Here is a 15,206-nt window from a genome sequence, read left to right as displayed (position 1 = left end):
CGATCGTTTGTCGCTAATATCAGCAACTTTCCTGCCGAACATAACACTTTCAGCGAAGATATTTTGACCATGGATGCTCTCCCCCTGTCTGCCGCCATCGCCTCTCTGCAACAACACAAAGACCAACAGCGCTGGTCCCTGCGCGATCTGTTCGCGACTGACCCGGAGCGCGCGCAGACCTTCAGCGCGGAAGCTGCCGGTATTTACCTGGACTACAGTAAAAACCTGCTGAGCGCAGAAACACTGCAACAGCTGCTGGATTACACCGATACCGCACAACTCAAAAGCCGTATCGATGCCCTGCTTGCGGGCAGCAACATCAACAACACGGAACACCGACCGGCCCTGCACACAGCACTGCGCTTTCAGGGCGAGCCCCAGACCGAACATGAGCAGGCGGTAGCCGACTGCCGCGCGCAGATGGCCAAGTTCGTTGAACAGATCCACAGCGGAACCTGGACCGGCTTTAGCGGCAAGCGCATCCGCCACGTGGTCAATATCGGCATCGGCGGGTCGGATCTGGGGCCGCGCATGGTGTGGGAAGCACTGCGCCCCTGGCATAATCCAGAGCTGGCCGTGCACTTTGTGGCGAATATCGACGGTGCCGACCTGAGCGATACCACCGCTCTCCTGCCCGCTGACGAGACGTTGTTCGTCGTCGCCTCCAAGTCCTTCTCCACCCTGGAAACCCGCCAGAACGCCCTCTCAGCGCGCCAGTGGGTGCTCGACGCGGGCTGTGCGGAGTCCGATCTGGAAAAACACTTTGTAGCGGTGAGCAGCAATATCGTCGCCGCCCAGGACTTCGGGATCGCGGCACAGAATATTTTTCCCATGTGGGACTGGGTGGGAGGCCGCTACTCTCTATGGTCTGCCATCGGCCTGCCGATTGCCCTGGCCTGTGGATTTGACGTTTACAACGACCTGCTGAAAGGCGCCAATGCCATGGATCGCCATTTTGCCGAGGCGGAGTTTACGCAAAACCTGCCGGTACTCATGGCATTGATCCACTTCTGGTATCGCCAGTGCTGGGGTGCTGGCAGCCTCGCGGTACTGCCTTACGCCCAGCGCCTGGCCAAATTCCCGGCCTGGCTGCAGCAGCTGGATATGGAGAGCCTGGGCAAGAGTGTGACCCGCGGTGGCGAGCAGCTCCCCTACCCGAGCGGCGCGGTTATCTGGGGTGCCGAGGGCAGCAACGGTCAGCACTCATTCCATCAGTTGCTGCACCAGGGCACCGACATGATCCCGGCGGACTTTATCGCGATCAAGGAGCCCACCTCTGAGCTCAAGGAACAACACCAATGGCTGCTCTCCTGCTGCCTGAGCCAGAGCCAGGCACTGCTTCAGGGCAAGTCCCTAGCAGAGGCGCGCAAGGAGCTGGAGGCTTCTGGCCACACCCACAAAGAGGTGCACCAGCTGGCCCCCCACAAGGTGGTGCCGGGCAACCGCCCCAGCAACACTCTGGTTGTGGAAAAGCTGGACCCGTTCCACCTGGGCAGTCTGCTGGCGCTCTATGAACACAAGGTGTTTACTTTTGGCTGCCTGCTGGATATCAACCCATTTGATCAGTGGGGTGTGGAGCTGGGCAAAATCCTTGGCAATGGCGTTCACCAGGCCATGGATAGCGGTATCCCGGAGACATGGGACGGCTCAACCGCCGCACTGTTCAGACGCCTGCTGAACAAATAACCCCGCAAACCGGGCGGACCTCCCCGCCCACTGCGTCCCCCACCGTGAAAACTGACGCTTGAATCGACAGTATCAGTTTTCACCGGCTTGCCCGTCTTATCAATGGCCGCCCCGTGACGCGGCCCTGTTGCGCCACTCAAGCACACAGTTTCTCTAGCACGCCATTTCGAGTACGCATTGCATGAAGAAAAATAACAAGACCCCCGGTAAGAGCCACCCTCCCCGCCGCAGCCAGCTGAGTTACGGCAAATCCGATAAAGACGGCTTTATCCACCGCTCCTGGATGAAGGCCCAGGGCTACCCGGACCATATTTTCGATGGCCGCCCCATCATTGGCATCTGCAACACCTGGTCCGAAATCACACCCTGCAATTCCGGCTTGCGGGAGATCGCTGAGTATGTGAAGCGTGGTGTCTGGGAAGCGGGCGGCGTACCGCTGGAATTTCCGGTCACCAGTCTGGGCGAGACCCAGATGCGGCCCACCGCCATGCTGTTTCGCAACCTGCTCGCCATGGACGTGGAAGAATCCATCCGCGGCAACCCCATTGACGGCGTGGTACTGCTCGGTGGCTGCGACAAGACCACCCCGGGCCAGCTGATGGGCGCCGCCAGCGTCAACCTTCCCTCAATTGTGGTCTCCTCCGGCCCGATGCTGAATGGCAAGTTTCGCGGTCGCGATATCGGCTCGGGCACCGACGTGTGGAAATTCTCTGAGGCAGTGCGCGCCGGTGAAATGAGCCAGGAGGACTTCATCGCTGCGGAAAGCGGCATGTCCCGCTCCCGGGGGGTATGCATGACCATGGGCACCGCATCTACGGTATCCAATCTTGTGGAAGCCATGGGTTTGTGCCTGCCGTACAACAGCTCGATTCCCGCGGTGGACGCACGCCGCCAGGCGATGGCACACATGAGCGGGCGCGAAATCGTGCGACTGGTGCAGGATGACGTGCGCATAAAAGATATCGTCACCCGCAGCGCACTGATCAATGCGATCAAGGTGAACGCGGCAGTTGGTGGTTCGACCAACGCGGTCATGCACCTGCTGGCTCTGGCCGGGCGTCTGAAGATTGACCTGCAACTGGAAGACTTTGACCGCTACAGTCGCGACCTGCCACTGCTGGTCGACCTGATGCCGTCGGGCCGCTTCCTTATGGAGGGCTACCACTATGCCGGTGGCCTTCCCGCAGTGATGAAAAAGATTGGCAGTCATCTCGATTTGTCCGCGGTGACGGTCAGTGGCCACACCCTCGGTGAACAGATTGAAGAAGCCGAGTGCTACAACGATACCGTTATCCGCAACCTGGACAACCCGGTGACGGAAAACTCCGGGATCTGGGTATTGCGAGGGAATCTGTGCCCCCGTGGCGCCATCATCAAGCCCAATGCCGCCTCACCGGCGCTGCTTAAGCACACGGGACGCGCGGTCGTCTTCGAATCTATTGAGGACTATCACGCGCGCAAGGACCTGCCGGAACTGGAAATCGACGAGCACAGCATCATGGTGCTGAAAGGCTGCGGCCCCAAGGGGTATCCGGGGATGCCGGAAGTGGGCAATATGGCGCTACCGAAAAAACTACTGGAAAAAGGGGTCAAAGATATGCTGAGGATCTCTGACGCGCGCATGAGTGGCACGGCGTTTGGCTCGGTGATTCTGCACGTTGCCCCGGAGGCCAGCGCCGGTGGCCCGCTGGCCGTGGTGCAGACCGGCGACCTGATCGAATTCGATGGCGAAGCGCGCAGTCTCAACCTCAAAATTTCGGATGAGGAATTGCAAGACCGCCTGCGGCACTGGAACAGTCATCGACCCGCACCAACCTATCAACGGGGCTACGCAAAACTATATATCGATACGGTCTTACAGGCAGACCAGGGCGCCGACCTGGACTTTCTGGTTGGAGCCTCCGGTGACGAAGTATCGAGGGAATCCCATTAGGGGGTTCCTTCGCCACCGGTCTGGCCGCCTTTCAGCAGCGGCTTGATCAAGTCCATGGGCAACGGAAATACAATCGTCGAATTCTGCTCTCCGGCGATATCGATCAGGGTCTGCATGTAGCGGAGGGTAATCGCATTCGAGTTCCTGGAAAGCTGATCCGCCGCCTCCGTCAGTTTTACCGCTGCCTGCGCCTCCCCTTCCGCATGAATCACCTTCGCCCGCCGTGAACGTTCCGCCTCGGCCTGACGGGCGATGGCGCGGATCATGCTTTCGTCCAGGTCAATGTGCTTGATCTCCACATTGGTGACCTTCACCCCCCAGGCATCCGTCTGCTCATCGAGGATTTTCTGGATATCCACATTGAGCTTATCGCGCTCTGACAGCATTTCATCCAGCTCGTGTTTACCCAGTACCGAACGCAAGGTCGTCTGGGAGAGCTGGCTCACCGCCTCGTGGTAGTTTTCCACATTGATAATCGCCGACTGTGGATCAATTACCCGGTAGTACACCACCGCATTGACCTTGACCGAAACATTATCGCGGCTGATGACATCCTGAGTAGGCACATCCATCACCACCACCCGCAAATCCACCCGCTCCATGGTCTGGATCACTGGAATGATGATGATCAGGCCCGGCCCCTTTACCGACTGGAAGCGCCCCAGAAAGAACACCACCGCCCGCTCGTATTCCCGCAGGATACGGATCGCATACATCACAATAAATACGATCGCCAGTATCAACAGACTGGCAAAGTAACTGATCATGAGCAACGCTCCCTTTTTGGATTGGAGTGAAATAGGGTGGAATGGACCACCGCGGTGGGTGACTTACTCCGGTCGAACCTGCAGTATCAGGCCCTGCTCCTCCGTCACGGTCACCAGCTGGCCTTCGGTCAGCAGGTTGTCACAGCAGGCGCGCCAGATTTCGCCGTCAATTTTCACCAGTAATTCCGGCTCCACATCGATCACCACCGCAGTGCGCCCCACCATGGCTTTATTCGCGGCCACCTTGGGTTTGCGCAGACTGTGGCCGACGGCGTACAACAGGCCCAGCAGCCCCAAGCCGCTGATCGCGGCAATAGAACCAATCAACGCCTTGGAAACCCGCATACCCGGCACATCGCTGTCGATCAGCATCACTGAGCCGATCACCAGCGCAATAACGCCGCCAATACCCAGCGCCCCAAAACTCGGCACAAACAGTTCCGCAGCAATCAACAACGCACCCACGATAATCAGCGCCAGCCCTACGTAATTGATCGGCAGCACCTGCAGTGCATAAAACGCCAACAGCAGGCTGATCACACCGACCACGCCGGGCACTATGGCGCCGGGGCTATAGCCTTCAAAGATAAGGCCGTATATACCGATGAGCAGCAGGATATAGGCGATCTGGGGATTGGTGATCAGCGACAGCAATTCGTTGCGCCAGTCGGGTTCGTAAGCCACCGCCGGCAGCTCAGCGACATCGCCTGCGATCGGCTGTTTTTTACCGTCCAATACAATTTCGCGATTCGGCAACTGTTTCATCAACTGTTGCTGGTTCTCCGCCACCACATCAATCACGTTTTCTGCCAATGCTTCCTGCGCAGTCAACGTGGCGGCATCCCGCACCGCTTTTTCCGCCCAATCGGCGTTGCGTCCGTGGCGTTGCGCCAGACCGCGGATATAAGCCACGGAATCGTTGATCACCTTGCGTTCCATGGCACTTGCGGGCTTGCTGTCTTCACTTTCACCACCGCGCTGATCACCCGCGTCCGCTTTTTCACCACCATCGCTGTCTTTCGGCGATTTGTCGGGTGTTTTCTGCGGAGCCTCCTGTTGCCCGGGCACGCCGCCCATCTGAACCGGTGTCGCCGCGCCCAGTGTGGTGGATGGTGTCATTGCCGCTACATGACTGGCGTAGAGGATATAGGTGCCGGCGCTGGCGGCGCGGGCACCGGCAGGCGTGACATAGGTGACGTAGGGGATTTCCGAAGCAAGAATATGCTGAATGATGTCCCGCGTCGCGGCATCCAGCCCCCCCGGGGTATCCATATTGACGATAATCAGTCGCGCGCCATTTTCCTGCGCCGTCTCACTGGTGCGAACCAGATAATCTGTGGTGGCGGGGCCGATAGGGCCATTGATGGACAGTTGCGCGATGTGCGGCTGATTCTCGAGTTCGGGCTCGGCAGCCCCCTCTATTTCCTGAGAAAGCACAGCAATAGAAAACGCCTGCGCCAGAATCAGCAGCAGGCAGGCGAGTACCGCTTTCGGACACCACTGTTTCATCGGTGTTATCCCGGGTGCGAAAGAACAGGAAACACAAGCGTAACAGAATCGCAGAAGCGGGCAGGGAAAAGCGCGCCGGTTGCGGCGAGTTTATAGATCGCAACCGGCAATATGGATTGACTATTTAACTTGCCGCCAGATACCGCCTGGCAAACTTGGAGTCCATTTTCTCCAGGTCCACTACCACCAGACCATCCACCGAATCGCAGAAATCCGGATCGATATTGAATGCGTGGAAACTGGTGCCGCCCGGGGTGGTCACTGCGGTGTATTTTTTGAAAAGCGGCGGCAGTACAACGCCCTCTTCTTTCAGAATCTGTTTCAACTGCAGCATGTCGCCAGTGGCATCACCACTGAGTTCCGGCAGGTCTGCACGGGCCTCAATAAAGGGCAGACGCGCGTTACCCATGGGTTGACTGGTGGAGAAATGGTGCAGGAAATAGCGCACAATGGCGGACTTGGCGCGGCGGGAAAAGTTGCCGGGCATGGAGACCGGCCCGAACAGATAGCGGCGGTTGTTGCGCAGAATCCACTGACCGATACCACACCACAACAGATCCAGGCCACGGCTGCGCCAGTACTCCGGCAGCAGGAAGCTGCGCCCCAGCTCCGCCGATGCCGGCAGGCACTCTTCCGGCGAACGGGAATAGTTGAACAGGGTGGTGCTGTATATCTTGTCTGCGGTGAGACCATCGGTACTTACCAGGCGATAAGCGCCGGCTATTTGCTGGCGCTCTTTGTCCCATAGCAACAGGTGATCGTACCAGGCGTCAAACGCATCCCAGTCGCGGCTGTTGCCGGTACCCTCGCCCACCGCGCGGAAGGCGATCTCCCGTAGACGGGACAGCTCCCGCATCACCGGGCAATCCGGGCGCTGGCGGTAGAGTTTTACCTCAAACTCACCCTGTGCCACCAGCGTCTCACAGTCGCCCAGTACCGCCGCTACTTCGGGAGCGGCTTCCGCTGCGGCGATTGGCTCCGGCGCCAATCCCTGGGGATTTTTGTGCAGGCGGTAGACCTGTTTCTTCCACAGCTTGGCCTGCGCGCGGGGCGCCATAGGCCAGTCTCGGTAGTGCTCCGGGGTTACCGGTGTGCCAATGCGGATATCAATCCCTTTGCTGACCTGCTTGAACATTTCGCGAATCAGCCACAGCGTCGACAGCGGCTTGTTCACCATCGACAGACCACACCACCACAGGGAATTTCGTCCGCGTACCTGTACCGGCAGAATTGGCGCACCGGTCTTGTCCGCAAAGCGGATAAAGCCGGGGTTCCAGCGACCATCCCGCACGCCCTGAGGAGTCAGGCGCGAGACCTCGCCGGCGGGGAATACGATAATCACACCGCCAGCACGCAGGTGGCTGTAAATACCTTCGACATCTTCGCGGCGAGTACGACCGTTAAAGTTATCCACCGGCAGCAGATAGCCGCGCAGGGGTTCGATATTCCACAGCAGCTGACTGGCCACCGCTTTCACGTCTTTGCGCACCCGCGCCACCATGTCGATCAGGGCCAGCCCATCGAGACTGCCCAGGGGGTGGTTGGACACGATCACCAGCGGGCCGGATGTGGGAATCCGCTCCAGCTCCGCGAGATTGACGTCGTAGTGGAAGTCAAAGGAGCGGAACACCTGGCGAATAAAATCCAGACCACCCAGGTGCGGAAAATTTTTTCCAAACTGCTGCAGCTGTTGCTCACAGCAGATTTTTTTTACCGTGGCGGAAACCAGCCGGCGTGTGGGGCTTTTCGGCGCGGCGCTGTACCAGGGATTTTTCTGCAGCAGATTTTCGAGCTGGATCATGCGGCTACCGCCTCTGTCATAATGCGTGCAATCTTCGGTGTCCGGTGCCAGTGCAGTACGTTCAGGGCGCCATTTTTCTCTTCCACAATGGCGGTCATGGAATCCACCCAGTCGCCACAATTGGCATAGGTCACCGCGTTCTCCTGAGAGGCGCTGTGACGGATTCCCGCGCGGTGAATGTGTCCGCAGATCACGCCATCGTAACCACGGCGCCCGGTCTCACGAATGGCGACTTCCTCGAACTTGTTCATCATTCGCCGGGCGGCGTTCACCCGATTTTTCACGTGGTTGGCGAGGGACCACCAGGGCTTGTCAAAACGACTGCGCCAGTAATTGATCCAGCGGTTGATCCGCAACATCAGGTAGTAGCTCTGGTCACCGATGTGGTAACTGACGGGATTGATTTCGATATCGTGTTCAAACTGATCCCCGTGCGTCACCCAATAGCGCTTGCCATCGGCACTGGTATGGGTCCACTCACGTTCAACACGGATATTGCCGAGGCGCTTGCCGGCCCAGCTGCGCATGGGGGCATCGTGATTGCCGGGCACGTAGATGATTTCCGGTACGCGGGTGCTGAGTTCAGACAACATTTCCAGCAACATGCTGGAAGCCTTGCACCAGCTGCCCTTGCCCTGGGACATGGCCTTCATGTCAAAGATATCGCCCACCAGATACACGGTATCTGCCGTATTCTGGGCGAGGAAATCCGCCAGCCGTTGCGGCTCGCTGTCCCGACTGCCCAGGTGAACATCGGAAATCCACAGGGCGCGATATCGATTACTCATTGGCAAGTTCCATCCAGATTCCATCAGGGGTTCGGACTACTTCAGATGGATAAAACTTTGCTTGAGTTTTCTTACAAACCGGCGGCTGTTTCTTGAAGCTTCTATTGCAAACCGGCCACAGGGAGGAAAATAGTGACGAAAAGTGCTGTACCGGGGAATAACGGTGTGGTCAGCGACCTCAGTTGCGCACCCGCTGAATGGTTTCCAGCCGCGAAACACTGCCCAGGTAATCCTGCCAGCTGGCCTCCAGTTCCGCGGTCTGGTAGCGCTGGTACTTCTCGCGATCCAGCCAGTAAACCCGCGTCCGTGCGCGGCGCAAATCGATCAAGGGCAGTTGGTCAATGGCCGCGGAACCACGCTTGAATACGGAACCGGCGCGGGAGTTCTGAATCATGTCACTGACAATCGTGAGGTGCACATTCTCGGCGGCCGGATCCAGGTGGTTGAGTGCCACCACATCCGACAGCGCCTCGTAAATGGGCGATACCGGCTGCTCGCCCCCGGAAACCGCGCGGCTGATGGCGTGATCCAGAGGCTGCTCAAAGCGCTGCTTGTACAACGCCTGTACAAACTGCTGGTTGGCGGTGAGGGCACTGACATCTTCCCCGGAGTGCGGTTTGCACAGGTTAATGACCGGTTCGGAAAGTCCGTTGTAGTGATCGTCCAGCACGAAAATGGAAAAACGATCGTTGACCGCTGCCGACTCGAGCAGACCCGAGAGGTGGGTTTTGAGAAAGTGGGTCTGGTGGGCCGAAAGCGTATCCGAAGCGTCAATCACGACCAGGTGCTGAGCGAACCGCGGCAGGTGCGGGTTACACAGCGTGACCTTGTCGAAATCCCGCGCAGGGGAGCGTACGACCTGCAGGGCAAACACAAGCAATGCCGCCAGGATCAGGGCCCCCAGGGCAAAAATCCATGTGCCTTTTCTGTCTTCGGCGGACAATTGGCTCCAAATACGACTGCGGCCGCGACTGCGACGGGAGCGGCGACGATACATCCCTCCCATCATGCTCTCCGCAGACCGTGGTCCAGCTCCAGCGTATCCACAAGGGCGGCCAGCGAAGCCTGTATCGACTCACAGCGACGGTTGACGACCCCCAGCGCTTCACGGTAGCTCTGATCGAGCGCATCCATCACTTCCTCAAAGGTCGCGAGGTCCCGCTTGTGCTGGGCCAGCCCGGTGGTGTTCAACTGCGGCAGTTTATCCAGCTCAAACCGCAACAGTTCGCCGAAATAGGCGGAGCGCCGATTCATCATGCGCGCGGAGTAGGATTGATAGTAACGCACCAGCTCATCCAGCAACCCTTGCGCTTTGATGATGTCTTCGTGGTAATGACGATGGATTTCCTCACTGCGCTCAATACTCGCCTTGAACTGGATAAACTGGGCGCGAATGGTTTTTTCCGTCTCGGAAATGGATTCCTGAATATCCTCCGCCATCTCGTTTACACTTTCGATCGCATCTTCATGGGCTTCCCGCCACATCCGCTGCTGCTGTTTGACCCGACGGGTTATGGCGGTGTAACCGGGGTAGCGGTCATCCACCACAAAAAACTTGGCCGCCAGCAGAACCAGTGCGATGCCGCTGACCACCACCATAATCCACGAATTAAAATCCTGAATCCCCAGTGGTTGCGCCTGCAAGGTCGTCATCGCCACCTGTGAAGCCGTAAATGGGTTGGCTTCCAGTGCCTCGCGATAATGGCCGACACCGAGCACAAAGACGATGGCGGTAACCAGCACCCCAAGGAACAGGGTGCCGGCGCCGATTTTTCTCAGCGGGTTCTGATGAAAACAGTGGCGCAGGGAAAACGCCAGAAACACGGCGAAGCCGAGGTTAATCATGGAAATGATAAACGCCTGAAAAAAGCCACCCACCAGTCCAAGGTCGCTGCCCTTCGACAGGAAGAACGCATTCAGCACCGTTTCCATGATCACGATAAAAAAGATCAGGGCGTAGTGCAGCAATTTCGACTCACGATAAATCGCTTCGCGGGTAAGCCCATTGCGCTGGCGGAACATTTCCAGATCCATGCGCAGAGCGGCGTACTCCTGAGCCCGCTGCTTGAGACCGCTGACCAGGTTTGCCAGGCGGCCAGCCGTGCTCTTCTCCACCAGGGATTCGGTATTTTTCATTTCCTGATGGAGCTGGCGAATATCCACCGCACTGCGGTCCGCCAGTTCCTTGTCCAGTTCCCGCTGCCGGTTCTCATGCACCCGGCCGATTATTTCCCGCACCACATATGAGCGCATACTCTCTTCGCTCTCGGTATGGTTGCGGCGATCGAGTTCGGGAATGCCCGCTTTCACATCGCGCTCGACACGCTGTTCGATTTTAAGGGCAGAGATGGCGGCTTTGGTGGCCGGAATCGAGGTCATGCTGTCACCTAAAAACTTCCACTACATTTTAGGTTTGGGGAGAAATGGGTCCCTTATTCAGCATAGCTGGCAGTGTTTCGACGGCACCCCCGATGCGACAAATGGCGCTCACATAGAAATTGGCGCGCCAGAATTTAACGGCTGTGTCGCCCGCCTCTACCCACCGGCGGATATTGCCCCCTCCCCACCACACACCCGCCCCAAATTCCAGGCATAAAAAAACGGGCCAGTGGCCCGTTTTTGCAACCGCATCCGACATCTCGTCAGTCGGAATCCGTCGGATGGCGCATGGGGGTCGGAAACGGAAACTGCGCCACCTTGTCCCCCTTCACTTCATGTACCTTACCGACGCCCTCTTTCTCCACCTCGTCGATACGCACAATGCTGTGCATGGGGATATAGGAACGCTTCACCGAGGAGAACTCGGTCTTCAGCTTTTCTTCGCTGGGATCCACCACCAGCTGGGACTTCTCCCCAAATACGAACTCTTCCACCTCGATAAAGCCGTACATCTCACTCTGATAGATGGCACGGGCGTAGAGCTCGAACACCTGATTCTGGTTGTGGAAAATGACTTTGTAGATTGGGTTTGCCATAGATCGCTCAATGAGGGGGGCGGAGACTTGCAGAAAGTTACGAGAGCCCCGGATATTCTAGTGTACAGGCGGGCTGGGCCCGAAAAAGCGCGGAAGGTTAGCACTCTCAAAGCGCCCCGTCTATGCAGCCCCAAACGCGGCCGGTATAATGCCCCACCTTTTTGAATTGACCAGTTTTTAACCAGGCCCACCATGTCTATTGAGTTGTCCACCGAGAAGCCCTCCGAACCGACCGAAAAGCCGGTGAAGAAGCTCTTTATCAAGACCCACGGCTGCCAGATGAACGAGTACGACTCTGCGCGCATGCGGGATCTGCTGGGCGAATCCCATCAGATGGTCCCGACCGACGATCCGGAAGACGCGGACGTGCTGCTGGTGAACACCTGTTCTATCCGCGAGAAAGCGCAGGAAAAATTGTTCCACCAACTGGGCCGCTGGAAGCACTTGAAGGAAAAGAACCCAGATCTGGTCATCGGGGTTGGCGGCTGTGTGGCGAGCCAGGAGGGTGAGGCCATCGCCAAACGCGCCCCCTATGTGGATCTGGTGTTCGGCCCGCAGACCCTGCACCGCCTGCCGGAAATGATGGAAACCAAAAAGCAGCAGAGCGGCGCGATCGTGGTGGACGTCTCCTTCCCGGAGATCGAAAAATTCGATCGCCTGCCGCAGCCGGAAGCGGACGGCGTGAGCGCGTTTGTCTCCATCATGGAAGGCTGCTCCAAATACTGCACCTTCTGCGTAGTGCCCTACACCCGCGGTGAAGAAGTCAGCCGCCCGGTGGCGGACGTTCTGGAAGAGGTGGCACACCTGGCGGACCAGGGAGTCCGTGAGGTCAACCTGCTGGGCCAGAACGTAAACGCCTACCGCGCGCCCGGCGAAGACGGCCAGATGGTGGATTTCGCCGAGCTGATCACCTATGTTGCGGCCATTGAAGGTATCGACCGCATCCGCTACACCACCTCGCACCCCGTGGAGTTTTCCGATGCGCTGATCGATGTGTACGCGGAAGTGCCGGAGCTGGTAAACCACCTGCACCTGCCGGTACAGAGCGGCTCCGACCGCATCCTGATGGCGATGAAGCGCGGCCACACTGCACTTGAATACAAGTCCAAGATCCGCCGCCTGAAGGCGATCCGCCCGGATATCTGCCTGTCTTCCGACTTCATTATCGGTTTTCCCGGTGAAACCGAGCGCGACTTCGAGGCCACCATGAAGCTGATCCAGGATGTGGGTTTCGATATTTCCTTCAGCTTCATCTACTCCGCCCGCCCCGGCACCCCGGCGGCGGACCTGCCGGACGACACCCCGGAAGAGGTGAAAAAACACCGCCTGCAACTGCTGCAACACCGCATCAACCAGCAGGCCGCGGAAATCGCGCGCCGGATGGTGGGGAACGTGGAACGGGTCCTGGTCAGCGGCGTCTCCAAGAAAGACCCGGGCCAGCTGCAGGGTCGCACCGAAAATAACCGAGTGGTCAATTTCCGCTGTGACCAGCTGGAGCTGATCGGTAAGTTTGCCGATGTGCTGATTGAAGAAGCACTGCCGAACTCCCTGCGTGGGACTTTGGTGGCTTCTGAGCTGGATGGGCCGCTGAGCTGATTTAACCTTCGGGGCAACCGAATAGTAGGCCCCGAGGCGGCCCTGCTGTCGGGATTCGTTTCCGGGACACGCTACAAGCACATCCATGTGCGCTCGGACACGGCCATCCATGGCCGCGTACGGTCCCGGAAACGAATCCCGACATCAGCGCCTTAGCTTTTGACAACTGTGATTTTCGACCTGTTCAGGGGCGAAAATACCGGGAACTCGGGGCTAAGGCGCCGATACCGATAGCCCTTTGTGAGACCTTCCGCGAGAGGGACCTCGCGGAAGAGCCCCCAGGGAAGGGTTCACGGTGTGTCTCACAAAGGGCTATCGGTAGCGGGGCCGCCACACCACCACCTACGAAGCACCGAATTCCAGAAGCGACCTAAAACCGTCATACTCCCCTGTTATAAGCCGCTAGACCGGTTAGAACCCATTCGTCACAAACCAGCCTTTCCCATACCGGTGAAATGGGTATAACCTACAGACTGAACCATCAGACAAAGGTGCATGGAACCCAATTTGGAAACACAAGCCCTCGCTCACAGTATCACTCTTGAGCCAAACGACGCCCGCCGCCTGGCCAACCTCTGTGGCCAATTTGATCAACACCTGCGCCAGATAGAACAGCGACTGGATATCGAAATCCGCAATCGCGGCAATCAGTTTGCCTTCTACGGCGATGCCAAGTCCGCCCGCGCCGCCGGCGAGATATTGAACAACCTGTATCAGGAATCCGGAGCCAACGACGAAGTGACTCCGGAGCAGATTCACCTTGCCCTGCAGGAGTCCGGAGTGGAAGAGCTGGTCAGCGGAAAGCAGCAAATCGAAGAAGGGGAAGGCGATCAGGTAGTACTGATCCGCACCAAGAAATGTTCCGTGCGCCCGCGAGGGATCAACCAGCGCAAATACGTACGCGCGGTGCAGACCAACGATATCAACTTCGGCATAGGCCCCGCCGGTACTGGTAAAACCTATCTGGCCGTGGCCTGCGCCGTAGAAGCCCTGCTCAAGGATTCTGTGGAGCGTATTCTGCTGGTACGCCCGGCGGTGGAAGCCGGTGAGAAGCTTGGCTTCCTGCCCGGTGACCTGAGCCAGAAGGTCGACCCCTACCTGCGTCCCCTGTACGACGCCCTGTATGAAATGCTCGGCTTCGAGACCGTGGGCAAGCTGATCGAACGCAACGTGATCGAGGTGGCCCCGCTGGCCTATATGCGCGGCCGTACCCTGAACAACGCGTTTGTGATTCTCGACGAGAGCCAGAACACCACCCGCGAGCAGATGAAGATGTTCCTGACCCGGATCGGCTTCGGCTCTACCGCGGTGATTACCGGTGACCCCAGCCAGATCGACCTCCCCCGCGGCCAGGCCTCCGGCCTGAAACACGCGATCGAGGTGCTGAGCAACGTCAACGGGATCAGCTTTACTCACTTTGGCGCCAAAGACGTAGTTCGCCACCCGCTGGTACAGCGGATTGTGGAGGCTTACGGCGAGCACGAAGCGGAAGTGGAAGCCCAGCAGGAAGCGGAGCGCGCTGCGCGCAAGGCTGCGGCCCTGCAAGCCGCCAGCGGCAGTGGAGAAGATGCGGCCTGAGGCCGCGCCCATGAACGCCAACCTGTCCGAGAGCCAGTCGCGCTCGCCCGCTGACGTCCTTCTGGATGTGCAGCGGGCCACCTCCTGCTCCCAGCTCCCCGCGGATACCGATCTTGCCCTGTGGGCATCAGTCGCTGTGGGCGAGCACCGGGCGCACGCCGAGATTGCCCTGCGCATCGTCGACGAAGACGAGAGTCAGGCCCTGAACCACCAGTATCGCGGCAAAGACAAACCCACCAATGTGCTTTCCTTCCCAGCGGATATCCCGCCGGAGCTGGGGTTGCCCCTGCTCGGCGACCTGGTCATCTGCGCGCCTGTCGTGGCGCGGGAAGCGGAACAGCAGCACAAAGCCCTGTCCGCACACTGGGCACACATGGTGGTCCATGGCACACTGCATCTTCTGGGTTACGACCATATCGAGGACGATGAGGCCGAGATCATGGAAAATCTGGAGACCCGGATACTGGGCAGCTTGGGAATCAAAGACCCTTATTTGCCCGCAGAAGAATCAGCTGACGCGCCGGCGCACGATGCGCGGGCCGAGAAAACGACCAACGGAACCGACGAGTAACG

General features: G+C 58.6%; 12 protein-coding genes. 5 read left to right on the top strand and 7 right to left on the bottom strand.

The window, feature by feature from the left end; all coding sequences use genetic code 11:
• Positions 1-69 precede the first annotated feature (69 nt).
• Both pgi and LRR79_RS08225 read left to right on the top strand, forming a co-directional pair.
• Entirely contained in the window at positions 70-1,686 is a 1,617-nt protein-coding gene (gene pgi / locus LRR79_RS08230) for a glucose-6-phosphate isomerase (protein ID WP_231759874.1), read from the top strand.
• Between the two features lie 181 nt (positions 1,687-1,867).
• Positions 1,868-3,619 (top strand): IlvD/Edd family dehydratase, encoded by a 1,752-nt coding sequence (locus LRR79_RS08225; protein ID WP_231759873.1) that lies wholly within the window; start codon positions 1,868-1,870, stop codon positions 3,617-3,619.
• Here the strand turns inward: LRR79_RS08225 and LRR79_RS08220 are convergent.
• From LRR79_RS08220 to LRR79_RS08190, 7 genes are all read right to left on the bottom strand, one after another.
• Positions 3,616-4,386 carry a slipin family protein gene (locus tag LRR79_RS08220; protein ID WP_231759872.1) on the bottom strand — a complete coding sequence of 257 codons (771 nt, stop codon included), beginning with the start codon at positions 4,384-4,386 and terminating at the stop codon, positions 3,616-3,618. The genes LRR79_RS08225 and LRR79_RS08220 overlap by 4 nt on opposite strands.
• Before the next feature lie 63 nt (positions 4,387-4,449).
• Positions 4,450-5,895, bottom strand: coding sequence for an NfeD family protein (locus LRR79_RS08215; RefSeq protein WP_231759871.1), 1,446 nt, complete (start codon positions 5,893-5,895; stop codon positions 4,450-4,452).
• Between the two features lie 124 nt (positions 5,896-6,019).
• Positions 6,020-7,696, bottom strand: a complete 1,677-nt coding sequence (locus LRR79_RS08210; protein ID WP_231759870.1) for a lysophospholipid acyltransferase family protein — start codon at positions 7,694-7,696, stop codon at positions 6,020-6,022.
• The gene (locus LRR79_RS08205) at positions 7,693-8,484 is read right to left on the bottom strand and encodes a UDP-2,3-diacylglucosamine diphosphatase (protein ID WP_231759869.1); all 792 of its coding nucleotides are present in this window, start codon (positions 8,482-8,484) and stop codon (positions 7,693-7,695) included. Before LRR79_RS08205 ends, LRR79_RS08210 begins: the two co-directional genes overlap by 4 nt.
• A 178-nt stretch (positions 8,485-8,662) precedes the next feature.
• Positions 8,663-9,493 carry a hypothetical protein gene (locus tag LRR79_RS08200; RefSeq protein ID WP_231759868.1) on the bottom strand — a complete coding sequence of 277 codons (831 nt, stop codon included), beginning with the start codon at positions 9,491-9,493 and terminating at the stop codon, positions 8,663-8,665.
• Positions 9,490-10,863, bottom strand: a complete 1,374-nt coding sequence (locus LRR79_RS08195) for an ABC transporter permease (RefSeq protein WP_231759867.1) — start codon at positions 10,861-10,863, stop codon at positions 9,490-9,492. Before LRR79_RS08195 ends, LRR79_RS08200 begins: the two co-directional genes overlap by 4 nt.
• Positions 10,864-11,126: 263 nt before the next feature.
• Positions 11,127-11,459, bottom strand: a complete 333-nt coding sequence (locus tag LRR79_RS08190; protein WP_231759866.1) for a DUF1820 family protein — start codon at positions 11,457-11,459, stop codon at positions 11,127-11,129.
• A gap of 192 nt (positions 11,460-11,651) precedes the next feature.
• On the opposite strand from LRR79_RS08190, the gene miaB reads away from it, so the two are divergent.
• The 3 genes from miaB (at position 11,652) to ybeY (ending at position 15,204) form a co-directional block, all read left to right on the top strand.
• Positions 11,652-13,055 carry a tRNA (N6-isopentenyl adenosine(37)-C2)-methylthiotransferase MiaB gene (gene miaB / locus LRR79_RS08185; RefSeq protein WP_231759865.1) on the top strand — a complete coding sequence of 468 codons (1,404 nt, stop codon included), beginning with the start codon at positions 11,652-11,654 and terminating at the stop codon, positions 13,053-13,055.
• A gap of 495 nt (positions 13,056-13,550) precedes the next feature.
• The gene (locus LRR79_RS08180) at positions 13,551-14,633 is read left to right on the top strand and encodes a PhoH family protein (RefSeq protein WP_231759864.1); all 1,083 of its coding nucleotides are present in this window, start codon (positions 13,551-13,553) and stop codon (positions 14,631-14,633) included.
• A gap of 10 nt (positions 14,634-14,643) precedes the next feature.
• Positions 14,644-15,204 (top strand): rRNA maturation RNase YbeY, encoded by a 561-nt coding sequence (gene ybeY / locus LRR79_RS08175; RefSeq protein ID WP_231760001.1) that lies wholly within the window; start codon positions 14,644-14,646, stop codon positions 15,202-15,204.
• The last annotated feature ends 2 nt before the right edge of the window (positions 15,205-15,206 follow it).

This window comes from Microbulbifer elongatus, assembly GCF_021165935.1.
In the GTDB taxonomy this organism is placed as follows: Bacteria; Pseudomonadota; Gammaproteobacteria; order Pseudomonadales; family Cellvibrionaceae; genus Microbulbifer; species Microbulbifer elongatus.
The sequence above is the reverse complement of the archived record's forward strand: the minus strand, read 5'-3'. Positions and strand labels throughout refer to the sequence as shown.

What these genes read in the sequence shown, in the direction of transcription:
- pgi (WP_231759874.1), top strand. Translation starts at nt 70, where the DNA reads ATGGATGCTCTCCCCCTGTCTGCCGCCATCGCCTCTCTGCAACAACAC.
- LRR79_RS08225 (WP_231759873.1), top strand. Translation starts at nt 1,868, where the DNA reads ATGAAGAAAAATAACAAGACCCCCGGTAAGAGCCACCCTCCCCGCCGC.
- LRR79_RS08220 (WP_231759872.1), bottom strand. Translation starts at nt 4,386, where the DNA reads ATGATCAGTTACTTTGCCAGTCTGTTGATACTGGCGATCGTATTTATT.
- LRR79_RS08215 (WP_231759871.1), bottom strand. Translation starts at nt 5,895, where the DNA reads ATGAAACAGTGGTGTCCGAAAGCGGTACTCGCCTGCCTGCTGCTGATT.
- LRR79_RS08210 (WP_231759870.1), bottom strand. Translation starts at nt 7,696, where the DNA reads ATGATCCAGCTCGAAAATCTGCTGCAGAAAAATCCCTGGTACAGCGCC.
- LRR79_RS08205 (WP_231759869.1), bottom strand. Translation starts at nt 8,484, where the DNA reads ATGAGTAATCGATATCGCGCCCTGTGGATTTCCGATGTTCACCTGGGC.
- LRR79_RS08200 (WP_231759868.1), bottom strand. Translation starts at nt 9,493, where the DNA reads ATGATGGGAGGGATGTATCGTCGCCGCTCCCGTCGCAGTCGCGGCCGC.
- LRR79_RS08195 (WP_231759867.1), bottom strand. Translation starts at nt 10,863, where the DNA reads ATGACCTCGATTCCGGCCACCAAAGCCGCCATCTCTGCCCTTAAAATC.
- LRR79_RS08190 (WP_231759866.1), bottom strand. Translation starts at nt 11,459, where the DNA reads ATGGCAAACCCAATCTACAAAGTCATTTTCCACAACCAGAATCAGGTG.
- miaB (WP_231759865.1), top strand. Translation starts at nt 11,652, where the DNA reads ATGTCTATTGAGTTGTCCACCGAGAAGCCCTCCGAACCGACCGAAAAG.
- LRR79_RS08180 (WP_231759864.1), top strand. Translation starts at nt 13,551, where the DNA reads ATGGAACCCAATTTGGAAACACAAGCCCTCGCTCACAGTATCACTCTT.
- ybeY (WP_231760001.1), top strand. Translation starts at nt 14,644, where the DNA reads ATGAACGCCAACCTGTCCGAGAGCCAGTCGCGCTCGCCCGCTGACGTC.